Source organism: Natronincola peptidivorans, assembly GCF_900111615.1.
Lineage (GTDB): Bacteria > Bacillota > Clostridia > Peptostreptococcales > Natronincolaceae > Natronincola_A > Natronincola_A peptidivorans.
This window is the reverse complement of sequence record NZ_FOHU01000018.1, coordinates 1-14556: the sequence shown is the minus strand read 5'-3', so window position 1 is coordinate 14556 and position 14556 is coordinate 1. Positions and strand designations below refer to the sequence as shown.

The 14556-nt window shown below is 36.3% G+C and carries 13 protein-coding genes; 9 read left to right on the top strand and 4 right to left on the bottom strand.

Annotation, left to right across the window (positions count from 1 at the left end; translation table 11 throughout):
* Window positions 1-4 precede the first annotated feature (4 nt).
* From argJ to dhaM, 6 genes are all read left to right on the top strand, one after another.
* On the top strand, window positions 5-1219 hold the full coding sequence (gene argJ, locus BMX10_RS14830; RefSeq protein WP_090446048.1) for a bifunctional glutamate N-acetyltransferase/amino-acid acetyltransferase ArgJ: 1215 nt from the start codon (window positions 5-7) through the stop codon (window positions 1217-1219).
* A gap of 12 nt (window positions 1220-1231) precedes the next feature.
* Window positions 1232-2086, top strand: coding sequence for an acetylglutamate kinase (gene argB, locus BMX10_RS14825; RefSeq protein ID WP_090446045.1), 855 nt, complete (start codon window positions 1232-1234; stop codon window positions 2084-2086).
* A gap of 12 nt (window positions 2087-2098) precedes the next feature.
* Window positions 2099-3298 carry an aspartate aminotransferase family protein gene (locus BMX10_RS14820; RefSeq protein WP_090446042.1) on the top strand — a complete coding sequence of 400 codons (1200 nt, stop codon included), beginning with the start codon at window positions 2099-2101 and terminating at the stop codon, window positions 3296-3298.
* Between the two features lie 426 nt (window positions 3299-3724).
* A complete protein-coding gene (carA, locus tag BMX10_RS14815) occupies window positions 3725-4807 on the top strand; it encodes a glutamine-hydrolyzing carbamoyl-phosphate synthase small subunit (protein ID WP_090446039.1) in 1083 nt (360 codons plus the stop codon).
* An 11-nt stretch (window positions 4808-4818) separates the two neighbouring features.
* The gene (gene carB, locus BMX10_RS14810; RefSeq protein ID WP_090446036.1) at window positions 4819-8013 is read left to right on the top strand and encodes a carbamoyl-phosphate synthase large subunit; all 3195 of its coding nucleotides are present in this window, start codon (window positions 4819-4821) and stop codon (window positions 8011-8013) included.
* Between the two features lie 248 nt (window positions 8014-8261).
* Window positions 8262-8654 (top strand): dihydroxyacetone kinase phosphoryl donor subunit DhaM, encoded by a 393-nt coding sequence (gene dhaM, locus BMX10_RS14805; RefSeq protein ID WP_090446033.1) that lies wholly within the window; start codon window positions 8262-8264, stop codon window positions 8652-8654.
* Between the two features lie 271 nt (window positions 8655-8925).
* Here dhaM and BMX10_RS14800 read toward each other — a convergent pair whose 3' ends face one another.
* From BMX10_RS14800 to dhaK, 4 genes are all read right to left on the bottom strand, one after another.
* Complete coding sequence (locus BMX10_RS14800) at window positions 8926-9525, bottom strand: type 1 glutamine amidotransferase domain-containing protein (RefSeq protein ID WP_244272735.1); 600 nt, start codon at window positions 9523-9525, stop codon at window positions 8926-8928.
* 102 nt (window positions 9526-9627) lie between these two features.
* A complete protein-coding gene (locus BMX10_RS14795; protein WP_090446030.1) occupies window positions 9628-9891 on the bottom strand; it encodes an HPr family phosphocarrier protein in 264 nt (87 codons plus the stop codon).
* A 43-nt stretch (window positions 9892-9934) separates the two neighbouring features.
* Window positions 9935-10570 carry a dihydroxyacetone kinase subunit DhaL gene (gene dhaL, locus BMX10_RS14790; RefSeq protein ID WP_090446027.1) on the bottom strand — a complete coding sequence of 212 codons (636 nt, stop codon included), beginning with the start codon at window positions 10568-10570 and terminating at the stop codon, window positions 9935-9937.
* 122 nt (window positions 10571-10692) lie between these two features.
* Window positions 10693-11697, bottom strand: a complete 1005-nt coding sequence (dhaK, locus tag BMX10_RS14785) for a dihydroxyacetone kinase subunit DhaK (protein WP_090446024.1) — start codon at window positions 11695-11697, stop codon at window positions 10693-10695.
* A gap of 493 nt (window positions 11698-12190) precedes the next feature.
* On the opposite strand from dhaK, the gene BMX10_RS14780 reads away from it, so the two are divergent.
* The 3 genes from BMX10_RS14780 to BMX10_RS14770 form a co-directional block, all read left to right on the top strand.
* Window positions 12191-13690 (top strand): proton-conducting transporter transmembrane domain-containing protein, encoded by a 1500-nt coding sequence (locus BMX10_RS14780; RefSeq protein WP_090446020.1) that lies wholly within the window; start codon window positions 12191-12193, stop codon window positions 13688-13690.
* Window positions 13691-13947: 257 nt separating this feature from the next.
* Entirely contained in the window at window positions 13948-14142 is a 195-nt protein-coding gene (dmpI, locus tag BMX10_RS14775; RefSeq protein WP_090446017.1) for a 4-oxalocrotonate tautomerase DmpI, read from the top strand.
* A gap of 159 nt (window positions 14143-14301) precedes the next feature.
* Window positions 14302-14556: transposase (locus BMX10_RS14770; protein ID WP_139176468.1), on the top strand; the 255-nt coding region annotated here is incomplete at its 3' end.

Here is a 14556-nt window from a genome sequence, read left to right as displayed (position 1 = left end):
ATAGATGTTTCAAGTTATAGATGGAGATATTACCTCGCCAAAGGGATTTAAAGCCAGTGGTGTTCACATAGGTATTAAAAAAAGAAAAAAAGATATGAGTCTTATTGTAAGTGATGTACCAGCAGAAGCAGCAGGAGTCTTTACCACCAATAAAGCCTGCGCTGCTCCAGTAATAGTATCTAGAGAAAATATTGCCTCTGGCAAAGCCCAAGCGATAGTAGTAAATAGCGGCAATGCAAATGCTTGCACAGGAAAGCAAGGCTATGAAGATGCTTGCAAAATGGTAAAAGCAGTTGCGGAAGAACTAAATCTATCTCCAGAGGATGTATTAGTGGCTTCTACTGGAATTATTGGAGTCCCATTACCAATGGAGACAGTACTGCCAGGAATAAAAACAGCAACAGCGGCGTTGAGCTATGATGGAGGCTATGCAGCAGCAGAGGGAATTCTTACCACTGATACAGATGTGAAAAAGGTAGCCACAGTGGTAGAAATTGATGGTAAAAAGATTACCATAGCCGGCATTGCCAAAGGCTCTGGTATGATTCTACCCAATATGGCAACTATGCTATCCTTTATCACCACCGATGCCAAGATAGAAGGTGGATTCCTGCAAAGGCTTTTAAAGGATACATCAGATCGCACTTATAACATGATTAGTGTAGACGGTGATACCAGCACCAACGATACTGTTTCTGTCATGGCCAATGGTATGGCAGAGAATAAAACTCTTGATGAAAACCATCCGGAAATAGGTAAATTTATAGAAGCCTTCTATTATGTAAATGAGTATTTGGCAAAAACCATTGTAAAGGATGGCGAAGGGGCTACGAAGTTTTTAGAGGTAGAAGTGATCAATAGCAGGACCTTTGAAGAAGGAAAAACAGTGGCAATGAGTATCCTAAACTCTAACTTAGTAAAAACTGCTTTGTTTGGAGAAGACCCAAACTGGGGCAGGATTATCTGCAGCATTGGTTACTCAGAAGCTGATTTAGATATAGAGCAGGTTGAAGTATTTTTGGGAAATAATGACAAATTATTAAAAATTGTAGAGAATGGTCAAGGAACAGACTTTGACATGGAGGATATGGAAAACATGCTTAAATCAAAAGAGCTGAGAATTGTTGTTGACCTTCATGTAGGAGTAGAAGGAGCTAAAGGCTGGGGTTGTGACCTATCCTACGATTATGTAAAAATTAATGGAGCTTATAGTACTTAGGGGGAAAAAATAATGAAGTTATCACCATATGAAAAAGCAAGTTTAATGATTAAAAAGTTACCACAGATTAAGGACTTTTTAAACCAAACAGTGGTTATTAAATACGGTGGAAACGCCATGACAAATGAAGCTTTAAAAGAAGTAGTTATCAAGGATATTGTATTAATGAAGTTTATTGGAATGAATCCTGTAGTTGTTCATGGTGGAGGACCAGAAATCACCAATATGATGAAAAAGGTTGGAAAAGAAGCAGAATTTGTTAATGGACTAAGAGTAACAGATAGAGAAACTATGGAAATAACAGAGAAAGTTCTTTTTGGGAAAATTAATAAAGAAATAGTTTCCTTCATGAAGGATTATGGTACGGAAGCAATTAGCATTAATGGAAAGAAGGACAGTATGATTCAAGCGAAGCAAAAAGATCCTAAACTAGGCTTCGTGGGTGAGGTTGACCAGGTGAATACTGATATTCTAGAAAAGATTATTGCTGAAGGGAAAATACCCGTTATTTCGCCAACTGCCTGTGGTAAGGATGGAGAAACCTATAACATTAATGCAGATGAGGTAGCTGGAAGAGTCGCTGCAGCCATAGGAGCGAAAAAACTAATCTTAATTACGGATGTAGATGGCGTCATGATGGATCAGCATGATACTTCTTCTATCATCTCACACATTAAAACAAAGGAAATTAGAAAATATATTGAAGATCAAATCATAGGTGGAGGAATGATCCCCAAAATACAATGTTGCTTTGATGCAGTAACCTGCGGGGTAGAAAAAGCTCACATTATTGATGGAAGAAAACCCAAATCTATGCTTTTAAAAATCTTTACAAATGAGAGTGTAGGAACCATGATTACAGACTAGGAGGAAATAAGAATGAAAATAGATGCTATTATGCAAGAAGGAAATCAATATACCATGAATACCTATAAACGACTTCCAGTGGCTTTTCAATCAGGAGAAGGGAGCTATTTAAAGGATACAGAAGGAAAACAATATTTAGACATGATAGGAGGCTTGGGGGCTTGTGGTTTAGGCCACAACCACCCTGCAGTTACCAAAGCTATACAAGACCAAGCAGAAAAGCTTATTCATGTGGCCAATATCTATTGGATTCAAGAACAGGTAGAGCTAGGAAAACTGTTGGTACAACATTCCTTTGGAGATAAAGCCTTCTTTTGTAATAGTGGTGCAGAAGCTAACGAAGCTGCTATAAAGTTAGCAAGAAAGTATGCTTATAAAAAATATGGAGATCAGAAAAACGAGGTTATAGCAATGACCTCTGCTTTTCATGGAAGAACCATTGCTACATTAGGAGTTACCTACAATAAAAAGTATCAAGAAGGATATGGTCCTATTCCGACGGGCTTTAAATTCGCAGAATTCAATAATATAGATGCCTTAAATGAGGCTATTACTGAAAATACCTGCGCAATAATGATGGAAACCATCCAGGGTGAAGGAGGCGTTACACCTGTTGATAAAGACTTCCTAAAGGAAGTAAAAGCAATTTGTGAAGAAAAAGATATCCTATTGATCTTTGATGAGATACAATGTGGTGTTGCTAGAACGGGTAAGCTGTTTGCATATGAAAACTATGGCATTGAACCTGATATTATGACCCTAGCAAAAGCCTTAGGAAGTGGTTTTCCAATAGGAGCCATGATAGCCAAAGATAAAGTAGCAGAAGTGTTTAATCCAGGAGATCATGGTACCACCTTTGGGGGAAATCCACTGGCATGTGCTACAGCTTTAGGGACTATGAACTTTATTTTGAAAGAAAAGCTTTGGAAAAAAGCAGAGGAATCCGGTGCATACTTTGCTGAGAAGCTGACAGAACTAATAGATAAATACCCATGGGTGAAGCAAGTGAAAGGTAAAGGTCTGATGGTGGGACTGGAATTAGAGATTGAAGGAGGCTTTATTGTTGAAAAAGCCTTTGAAGAAAGATTGCTAATGAATTGTACCGCTGGCAATGTACTAAGATTTTTGCCACCTCTTATTATAGAAAAAGAAGAAATAGATAAGTCAGTCGAAATATTAGATAAAATATTTAAAGAAATAAAGGTGGACTAAAAAAAGGTTATATAACAAAAAAGTAAGTGAAAACATGGATCTAAAGGGTCCATGTTTTTTTGTTGTAGAAAAAATGAAAAAAACCTTGAATTTTAATAAATAAAAATGTATAATTAGTATAAATATTGAATAATTATACTTAAATATAAATAAATATAAGTGCATGAATATCTGAATGAAGAAGGGATGACAAGAGGATGAAGCTAGATAGCATTGAAGGAGAAAACTAATATGCTGAAGTAATTAAGAGTTCTTAAAAACAACCTAAGAAAAAAGGAAGTTATAATTTAAAAAGCATATCCTTTATAGAGATAATATAGGGATGTATTTTTATCTACAAAGCATTATAAATAAAAGAATTTAATGCATATTTAATTGCATAAATATAAATACTTGAAAAGTAATTTTGAAGGTGGAGGCGATGACATGAAGGGTTATTTAGTTTTAGAGGATGGTATGGTATTGGAGGGTGAAACCTTTGGTGAAACTCAACAGCAATCAGGAGAAGTGGTATTTAATACTTCTATGGCGGGTTATCAAGAGATTTTCACTGACAATTCCTATAATGGACAGATTCTTGTAATGACTTATCCTATGATTGGCAATTACGGCATCAATAGTCGGGACATAGAATCTTTGAAACCAAGCATAAACGGATTAATCATTAGAGAACTTTGTAAAACACCAAGCAATTGGAAAAGTGAGATGAATCTAGATGCGTATTTAAAAATGCATCATATTATGGGTCTAGAAGGAATCGATACACGAAAGCTGGTTAAGCATCTGCGAGAAGAAGGAACGATGAAGGGGGTTATTACTACTTCTATAAATAATAAGAAGCAAATCATAGAGAAAATGAAGGAAGAGGACATACAAACAAAAAACTTTACAGAAGCAGTATCTACTACGAAGCCTTATGTTTTACCAGGGAATGGTCCTAAGATAGCTCTGATGGATTTTGGGGTAAAACTAAATATTATTAAAAGCCTGAAATCTTATGACTGTGACATTACAGTAGTACCCTACACAACAAAGGCAGAAGAAATTTTGAAGCTGGGTGTGGATGGAGTATTTTTATCCAATGGACCAGGAAATCCTCAGACATTAATGCCAGCAGTGGAAAATATAAAAAAATTGACTCAGCATAAGCCTATATTTGGGATATGCATGGGGCATCAATTGCTGTCCCTAGCCTTTGGAGCAGATACTTATAAGTTGAAGTATGGGCATAGAGGTGGAAATCATCCTGTAAAGGATTTATTAACAAACAGAGTATATATTACCTCTCAAAATCATGGCTATGTAGTTGATGAAAAAACCATCAATGAAAAAGAAATTATGATTACTCATAAAAATTTGAACGATGGAACAATAGAAGGAATTAAGCATAAGTATCTACCTGTATTCAGCGTTCAATATCACCCAGAAGCTTCACCAGGGCCAATGGAGTCAAAGTATTTATTCCAACAATTTGTATACAGTATGAGAAAACAGAAGCAAGCAGTATAGGGGGGAGAACAATGGCAAAATGCAGCACAATCGAAAAAGTTTTGGTAATTGGCTCAGGACCGATTATCATTGGGCAAGCAGCAGAATTTGACTATGCCGGTACTCAAGCCTGTAAATCTCTAAGAGAAGAAGGCGTAAAGGTGGTATTGGTGAACAGCAATCCAGCCACTATCATGACAGATCAGCAGATCGCTGATGCTGTATATATAGAGCCTTTAAATATAAAGGCACTAGAAAAGATTATTGAGAAAGAGAGACCTGATGGCGTACTACCAACCCTTGGCGGGCAAACTGGCTTAAATCTAGCTGTGGAGCTTTATGAGGCCGGTATATTACAGAAGTATGGTGTACAGCTTTTAGGTACCTCAATAGAGACAATAAAAAGAGCAGAGGATAGAAAGTTATTTAAAGAAACGATGGAAAAATTAAACCAGCCAATTCCTTCTAGCATCATTGCGAAAACATTGCAGGAGGCTTTAGATTTTGCTGAGGAAGTGGGCTATCCTCTGATTATCCGCCCAGCCTACACCCTAGGTGGAACAGGAGGAGGCATTGCAAGCGATAAAGAAGCCTTTATAGAAATTGTAGATAAAGGATTACGCCTGAGTATGGTAGGTCAGGTTCTCATTGAAAGAAGTGTTGCTAATTGGAAGGAAATCGAATATGAAGTAATGCGAGATAAAAACGATAACTGTATTACCATATGCAATATGGAAAACTTCGATCCTGTAGGGGTTCATACAGGAGATAGTATTGTGGTAGCTCCTTCTCAAACCTTAAGGAATGAAGAGTATCAGCTACTGAGAAGTGCATCTATTGATATTATTAGAGAATTAAAAATTGAAGGGGGATGCAATATACAATTTGCTTTAAACCCAGATAGTACAGAATATATAGTTATTGAAGTAAATCCAAGAGTAAGCCGTTCTAGTGCCTTAGCCTCTAAAGCTACAGGCTATGCTATAGCTAAGATTGCTGCAAAAATCGCTATTGGGTTAACCTTAGACGAAATTCAAAATCCTGTGACAGGAAAAACCACTGCCTGCTTTGAACCTTCACTAGATTATGTGGTGGTAAAAATACCCCAATGGCCCTTTGACAAGTTTCATACAGCCAATCGTCAATTAGGTACCCAGATGAAGGCAACAGGGGAAGTAATGGCAATTGATCGAACCTTTGAAGCAGCTCTATTAAAAGCTATCCGCAGTTTAGAAGGAAGCTATAAAAAAATCTTTTATGGGGGAATTGATGAGCTATTAAGTCCTGATTTTAAAAGAAAGGATTTTACGCAAAGCTTAAAGATCCCTAATGATGAGAGATTATTTACTATTTTTCACGCCTTGAGAAACGGATATACGGTAGAAAAAATACATGAATTAACAAAAATAGATTTTTGGTTTTTATCAAAAATAAAAAATATAGTAAGTATGGAAATAAGCATTAAGCAAAGAGGCTTTCATGGACCAACGATAGAAAAAGCAAAAAAAATGGGGTTGAGTGACTCACATATTGCAACGGTACTTGGCTGTAAGGAAGAAATAGTTACCCAGTACAGAGACGATAAAAAAATCACGCCAGTATATAAGCTGGTAGACACCTGCGCTGGAGAATTCCAATCCTCTACCCCTTATTATTATTCAAGCTATGAAGAAGAGTGCGAGGTGGAGGTAAGCAATAAAACTAAGGTAATGATTCTAGGGTCTGGACCTATTAGAATAGGTCAAGGTATTGAATTTGACTATTGTTGCGTACATGGAGCATGGGGATTAAAAAAGATGGGGTTGGAAACCATTATTGTTAACAATAATCCTGAAACCGTTAGTACCGATTTTGACACCTCTGATAAATTATATTTTGAGCCTCTAACTGCAGAGGATGTATATCATATCGCAGAAAAGGAAGGCATAGAGGGTGTAGTAGTACAGTTTGGAGGACAAACAGCCATCAATCTAGTAGAGCCTCTACTCAAAAAAGGGTTAAAAATTTTAGGCACTAGTCCAAAAGCTATTGATATAGCAGAGGATCGAGATAAATTTTCTAAGCTGCTAGAAAAGCTAAATATACCCCAGGCAAAGGGATACACAGCTGAGAATGTAGAAGAAGCAGTTGATATTAGTGAAAAGCTTGGTTTTCCTTTGATGGTGAGACCTTCCTATGTCATAGGAGGTCAATCCATGAAAATTATAAGAGAGAAGAAAGAACTAGTTAAGTATGTAACAACGCTGGAGGAATTATTAAAGGGCCATAGCATCTTCATTGATCAATATATTGAAGGTAAAGAAGTGGAGATTGATGGCATTAGTGACGGGGAGGATGTGTTTATTCCTGCCATTATGGAACATATTGAAAAGGCAGGGGTTCATTCTGGTGACAGTATGAGTGTATATCCCGCTCAAAGCTTAAGTGATAAAGTAGTGAAGGATATCCTTCATTATACAACTGCCATTGCCCAGGCTTTACAGGTTAAGGGATTAATCAATATTCAGTATGTAGTAAAGGATGAAAAAGTACTGGTTTTAGAAGCCAATCCTAGAGCTTCTAGAACAGTTCCCATTGTATCCAAGGTAACAAAGGTCCCAATGATTGCTTTAGCTACAGAAATCATGATGGGAAAATCATTAAAACAGTTGGGTTATAGCACTGGTATAGGAGAAGACCCACCTTATATTGTGGTAAAGGCTCCTGTGTTTTGTCTAGAGAAGCTAGGAGATGTTGATACCTCCCTAGGCCCAGAGATGAAATCTACCGGAGAAGTAATGGGGGTAGGCAATGATTATCAAGAAGCCACATTGAAAGCATTTGAAGCAACTGGATTGCAGATTCCAGAAGAAGGTGGTGTGCTATTATCTATAGCAGAGCGTGATAAGCTAATTTCCTTGCCTTTGGTAAAATCGTTAATAAAAATGGGTTTCAAAGTATATGCTACGGAGAAAACAGCTGCATACTATAAGGATCATCATATTGCAGTAGAGAAGGTATTGAAATCCCATGAGGAAATTATACAGTCCTTTAGAAATAAAGAAATTGTAACCTTTATCAACACACCTACTTCAGGAAATAATGTAGGCGGGTATGGGTTCCAATTAAGAAGAAAAGCAGTAGAGAATAATATCCCTTGTTTTACCTCATTAGATACAGTCCAACAGTTTATTACAGCCATAGCATACTATAAAAATTATCAATATCATGTAAAAAAAATATCTTAGGCTGTTGAAAAATAATCCAGATATCACTTTTCGGTATTTGGATTATTTTTTTGTACAATAGATATTTTGATACAATAATAGTTATTTCTTTTTTAAAAAAAGCATAAAAATATAAGAACACAACTACTAATGACAAGCTCGTAGGTAAATAAATAGAATTTGATTTTTGTAAAATGAAATAACTTTTACATAATAAAGTATTAATGAAATCCGCTAGGTAAGTAATACTGAAGGAGGTAATTGGATAGATGATAGGAATAATCATTGTGTCGCATAGTGAAAAAGCAGCAGAAGGAGTAAGGGATATTGCAGAAGAAATGAAGGACGAGAGTGTCAAAGTCATAGCAGCGGGAGGGGCAGATGGGGGTAGAATTGGAACAAACCCTTTAAAGATTCAGGAGGCTATAGAAGCAGTAAGGGATAAGGAAGGAATTTTGTTATTTGTTGACTTAGGAAGTGCTGTGATGAGTAGTGAAATGGCCATAGAAATGCTGGAGGAAGATGTCCGTAAGAAGGTGCATATAGTAAATGCTCCTCTTGTTGAAGGTGTAGTAGCGGCTACTGTACAGGCATCAACTACAAGAGATATTCGAAGTATTATTGAAACAGCGGAAGAAAGTAAAAATTTAAGGAAGGTATAGGAGCTTGGATAATTATTACCCAAGGGGTTGCCTACAAGCTGAAAAGAGTATGGTCACCCATACTCCTGAGACTGTTGAAAAAGCCAAATAATGCAGAAAAAAATTAAATTGTCATTCTGAGCTTTAGCGAAGAATCTTAGCATTTGAAAGGCTTTGAAGATTTTTCATTGCACTTCGTTTCATTCAGAATGACAAGAATGTAGGGCTATTCTAACAACCAAAAGAGTATGGTCAGCCCATACTCTTTCCTATTTCTATTCCTAAAGCATTGTTATTTAGCTAACAAATCAATAAAAGCTCTCATGTAATCTGGTAAATCTGGTGGACGTCGACTGGAGACGAGATTACCATCAACAACCACTGGCTTATCAAACCATATGGCACCTGCATTCTCCATGTCATCCATTATACCTGGAGTACTGGTGACCTTTTTGTTTTTTAATATTTTAGCGGAAATCAAAACCCAGCCAGCATGACAGATCTGACCAATAGGCTTATTAGCTGTATTCATTTCCTTTACAAAATGCAAAACCTCTGGAAAACGACGGAGCTTATCAGGAGCCCAACCTCCAGGTACAAGAATAGCATCATATTCTTGGATATTAATATCCGAAAAGCTATAATCAGAAATCGCAGGAACTCCATATTTACCGATATACTTTTCCTCTGCTTTTGGCCCCACCAGCTTTACGATAGCACCTTCCTCTTGCAAACGTAAAATAGGATACCATAATTCTAAATCTTCAAACTCATTATCAATTAAAGCTATAACTTTCTTATCCTTTAACCTCATATTGTCAACACCTCCAGTAAAATATCTGTTTAAATCAAATACTTGTTGAATAAACTCAGGATTTTTTAAGATTAGCATATGCACTTCAAATATTTGTGCTTCCTTTTCACCAATAGTATTTATGGTGTGTTTAAAAAGTTTTTATAATCTATCAGAGTTTTATCTGCAGCAGATAGAAATCTATTGATTAAAATTACTGTTAAACAGAGATACGATACCTTCTATAGCTTCCTTCTCATCTTCTCCTGTAATTTGGAAGGTAACTGATTCTCCTTGCTTTGCTTGGAGAGACATAATAGAAATGATACTTTTACAATTAGCGGTTTTTCCATTGTAAACAAGAATAATTTCGCTTTTATATTTATTGGATTCCTTAACTAATGCGGCTGCTGGTCTTGCATGCAAACCTACTTCAGTTGTTATTTCTAGTGTTTTTTCCATCATATATAGATTCAGCCCCTTCTATTTTTTACTTACATCTTTAAAATCAGTTTTCCTTCGCTAAAAAATCAGAAACTACCTTTAGTATAAGGTAAGTAGAGGTGGCACCGGGATCCTGATGACCAATACTTCTATCACCTAAGTAGCTAGCTCGACCTTTTTTTGCTGCTATGGTTTTGGTATACTCAACGCCTTCTTTTGCTGCCTCTGCTGCCTTTGTGGCGGCTGTATTTAAACCTTCATTTGCCTCAATAGTAGTTTTAAAAATCTCAAAGGCAGGAATCAATGCATCCAGCATCGTTTTATCTCCTTTATTAGCTTTGCCTCTTAAAACAATTCCTTGGATAGCTGCATCAAACATTTTCACTGCATCTTCTTCTGTTATTTGTGTTTTGCCAGCAACAATCTGTCCGGCTCGCATAAAGGCAGTTCCATATAAAGGCCCAGAGGCACCACCTACCTTAGAAATTAATGTCATAGCAGTAGTATTTAGGATAGTGCCGCAGTCCTTATTTTGCAATCCATTTAACTTTTCCTTCACAGCACTGAATCCTCTATCTAAATTGATGCCATGATCACCATCCCCTATAGCTTGGTCTAATTCTGTTAAAAGCTCTTTATTTTCTTTAATAACAACTGCAATCTCTTGTATAATAGATACTAGTCTTATATGATCAATCATATTCTCACCTTCCTGCAAAGATTTATTTATCTATCTTAAGTAGAAAGGAGCCAGGCTTAGAGATAACTCCTTTTATCCCTAAGCCTGTTTCATTACTCCAATCCAGTAGAACTGCTTGATATTTAAAATTGAGTAAAGGCAGGGGTGTCAGCAGCAGCATCCAACAACTCTTTTAATTGTTCATCTAGTTTTAATAGAGTAATGGAGGCACCAGCCATCTCAAGAGAGGTCATATAGTTACCTACCAAGGTTTTATATATCTTGATACCTTTTTCGGCTAGTATTTCGTTCACTTTCTTATTTATGACATAAAGCTCCATAATAGGTGTACCACCAAGACCATTTACCATAACAGCAACTTCACTGTTACTATAATCAATGTCAGCTAATATTTTATCTACTAAATGAGTTGTAATTTCGTCTGCAGTCTTTATTTCATCCCTATGGGTTCCAGGTTCTCCATGAATACCTAAACCTACTTCCATTTCGTTTTCACCTAGAGTAAAGGAGGGTTTACCAGCAGCTGGTACAGTACAAGGCGTTAAAGACATACCCATAGAACGAACATTAGCAATGACTTTTTCTGCAACCTCTTTTACCTCTCTTAAACTCATACCCTTTTCTGCAGCAGCACCAGCAATTTTATGGATAAAAACAGTTCCAGCAATACCTCTACGTCCAGTGGTCCAAGTACTATTTTCTACAGCAACGTCATCATCCACTACTACACTGGCGATTTCTAAATCCTCTAAGCCTTCCATTTCTGCCATTTCAGCTGCCATTTCAAAATTCATTACATCACCAGTGTAGTTCTTAATAATAGAAAGTACACCGGCACCACCATTGACAGCTTTTATTGCTTCAAAGATTTGATCAGGTGTAGGAGAAGTGAAAACTGCACCTGCTACAGCCCCATCTAACATTCCTTTGCCTACAAAACCGCCATGACTAGGTTCGTGGCCACTGCCGCCTCCACTAATAAGAGCTACCTTTCCTTTCACAGGAGCATTTGCACGAACTAATACATTGAAACCTTCCAATTGTTTTACATAGTTAGGATGAGCTTTGACGATGCCCTCCAGCATTTCTTCTACGACAAGTTCGGGGTTGTTAATTAGCTTTTTCATAAAATTACCTCCTTTAAATTTTCATTTCTATAATTACATAAGGTCTAATGCCTTGTGTTGTTGGACAAATATATCTAATGAAAAAATATGAAAGAAAGAGTGATAGTATGTACAAAATATAAAAAAAAAATAAAAATACTTGCGAAAAAAAGGTTATTAATATTATACAAGTAAAAGCTAGGCCAAACCTATGGGTTGAGATTGAAAAAGCTAGAAGTTATAAAAAATTAACAAAGGATGGACTTTCTAGGGGAATGGGAACAGAGGTGAAGTGGGGAATTATTACCCAATAAAAAGAATTACCCAGTCATTAAGTATCAATACTTTTAAAGATTCGATAATTTTGGAAGCAAAAAAATTATAAAACTGCATAATAAAGAAATTATTATAAGCATATATGGAGAAATGAAATTGACTATTAATTAACGATAATATATAATTGTTGTATAAAGATTAAAAACATTTAATAAATACTCAAGGAGGGAAGTCATTAATGCCACAACTATTATTAATGCTAATTATTTTTATGCCTATTGTTTGTGGGGTTGGTATTTTGACCCTAAGACCCTTTGGCAGCAGTTATTTTAAGCCTATTACAGCTGGAGCTACAATACTGACTTTTATGATGGTACTATACCTAGGGCTTATGTATCCAACTGCTGCTATTACTTTGTCCAATCTTCACCCTACCTTTAGTCTAGCCCTGCAACTAGATAACATGGGAATTCTTTTTACTTCATTGGTTTCATTATTGTGGGTATTTACAACCTTTTACACTTTTGGCTATATGGACCATGAAAAAAACCATACAAGATTTTATGGGTTTTTTATCATTGCATTAGGGGTAACCTTGGGGATAGGTTTTTCTGCAAACCTCTTTACCCTATACATGTTTTATGAGGCCTTGACCTTTGTCACCTATCCATTGGTGGTACATAAAGGAAGTAAAGAAGCTCTAACGGCAGGAAAAAAGTATCTCATTTTCTCTTTATTTGGTGCTGGACTAGCCTTAACAGGTATGATACTATTGGCACCTGTATTGGACAATTATTTTTTTGCAGCCCAAGGCAAGGTACTGCTAGGAGCTGTTGGTAATGGATATCTACTAATGGTATTCCTAATGATGTTTATAGGTTTTGGAGTTAAGGCGGCAATCTTTCCACTTCATTCTTGGCTATTAGGCGCCATGATTGCGCCAACACCTGTAAGTGCTTTACTACATGCAGTTGCAGTTGTAAAATCAGGGATATTTGCTTTGACAAGAGTGACGTACTATATTTTTGGATATAATGTTGTGAAAGAAATAAATATAATACCCTATCTAAGCATTCTAATTGGTGTTATGATTATTGTGGGATCACTGCTGGCTGTAGGAGAAAAGAATCTAAAAAGAAGACTAGCCTATTCTACAATTGCACAGCTTGGATATATTATGATGGGACTTATCCTATTGACAGAGAACTCCATCAGAGGTGGATTAATACATATAGTGAATCATGCATTCATTAAAATTACTCTCTTCTTTTGCATAGGTACCATCATCTTTATGACGGGGAAAACCTCTTTGAAAGAAATCAATGGGATAGGAAAAAGAATGCCTATCACTATGGGATGCTTTACAGTGTCAGCTTTTAGCTTAATGGGTATTCCACCGTTAAATGGATTTATTAGCAAATCGCATTTAGTAATAGGAGCCCTAGATGCCAATATGATTCTTCATGCTGTTTTATTTATAGGAGGTGCTTTTCTTACAGCATCCTATTTACTACCGATTGTTATAGCAGCCTTTTTAAAACAACCAGAACCAGAGGAACTAAAATCAGCAGTGGATGGAGAATCTATACCTGAAGCAGGGGACGATACCAGTAGTTTAGAGCCTCCAAAGGTAATGCTGGTTCCTATCGTGACTTTAACAGTGTGTAGTTTTATATTAGGTCTATTTCCCGGTGTAGTACTAAACCTAATTAACCAAATTATAACTACTATCCTGTAGATAAAAAACAAAAAATATTAGCTACCCACCTAAAGGTTAGCTAATATTTTTTTGTCAAATAAACTATATATTGCGTTAAACAAATTACATGTCTTGTAGGACAAGGTTTCCAAGCTTGCCTGGGTTGGCACAGAGACCAACCCCTACGATTGAAAATCTTTACTACAAATTATATAGTAGATTTTTAAGTAAATTCCTTGATAAAAATAAGGCTGTCAGTCTATAATAAAGATAACTTCATGAGAGGAGATGTACTTATGCCATTAATCAATATTGAATGCGGGAAAATCACCAAGGAACAAAAAGAAAAGCTTGTTGAAGGACTAGTATCAAAAGCAAGTGAGATACTAAATCTGCCTGAGGATGCATTTATTACCTTTATTAAAGAAAATGATTTAGACAACATTGGAAAAGGAACGCAGCTTTTATCTAAAACACTAAATAACAAGTAATACATAACTAAGAGCTGGGGGAATCCCCAGCTTAGACTGTTGAAAAACCTCCATCTTCTTCGTTGCCTCAAAAACCCAGCACCTTTACGTATTGATATGCTCCCCTATAGGTAGACAGATTAAATAAAAAAATCTGCTACTGAAAGGGGAGTATTTTTAATGTCAAAGAGAGTTAAGTATACCGCAGAGGAAAAATTTCAAATAATACAGGAGTATCAGGAGGGATTAGGTACCCTTAAAGATATTGCATCTAGATATAACATCTATAGAAATACAATTACACAGTGGATATATAAGTTCGATAGGTATGGAACAGAAGGTTTAGTTGAGTCCTCTACTTGGAGAAACTACTCTCGTCAATTAAAGGAAGATGCTATACGGGATTACCTATCAGGAGAGTTACAGCTAAAAGAA

What these genes read in the sequence shown, in the direction of transcription:
- dhaK (WP_090446024.1), bottom strand. Translation starts at nt 11,697, where the DNA reads ATGAAAAAGCTAATTAACAACCCCGAACTTGTCGTAGAAGAAATGCTG.
- dhaL (WP_090446027.1), bottom strand. Translation starts at nt 10,570, where the DNA reads ATGATTGATCATATAAGACTAGTATCTATTATACAAGAGATTGCAGTT.
- carA (WP_090446039.1), top strand. Translation starts at nt 3,725, where the DNA reads ATGAAGGGTTATTTAGTTTTAGAGGATGGTATGGTATTGGAGGGTGAA.
- argJ (WP_090446048.1), top strand. Translation starts at nt 5, where the DNA reads ATGTTTCAAGTTATAGATGGAGATATTACCTCGCCAAAGGGATTTAAA.
- carB (WP_090446036.1), top strand. Translation starts at nt 4,819, where the DNA reads ATGGCAAAATGCAGCACAATCGAAAAAGTTTTGGTAATTGGCTCAGGA.
- argB (WP_090446045.1), top strand. Translation starts at nt 1,232, where the DNA reads ATGAAGTTATCACCATATGAAAAAGCAAGTTTAATGATTAAAAAGTTA.
- BMX10_RS14795 (WP_090446030.1), bottom strand. Translation starts at nt 9,891, where the DNA reads ATGATGGAAAAAACACTAGAAATAACAACTGAAGTAGGTTTGCATGCA.
- dhaM (WP_090446033.1), top strand. Translation starts at nt 8,262, where the DNA reads ATGATAGGAATAATCATTGTGTCGCATAGTGAAAAAGCAGCAGAAGGA.
- BMX10_RS14820 (WP_090446042.1), top strand. Translation starts at nt 2,099, where the DNA reads ATGAAAATAGATGCTATTATGCAAGAAGGAAATCAATATACCATGAAT.
- dmpI (WP_090446017.1), top strand. Translation starts at nt 13,948, where the DNA reads ATGCCATTAATCAATATTGAATGCGGGAAAATCACCAAGGAACAAAAA.
- BMX10_RS14800 (WP_244272735.1), bottom strand. Translation starts at nt 9,525, where the DNA reads ATGCTAATCTTAAAAAATCCTGAGTTTATTCAACAAGTATTTGATTTA.
- BMX10_RS14780 (WP_090446020.1), top strand. Translation starts at nt 12,191, where the DNA reads ATGCCACAACTATTATTAATGCTAATTATTTTTATGCCTATTGTTTGT.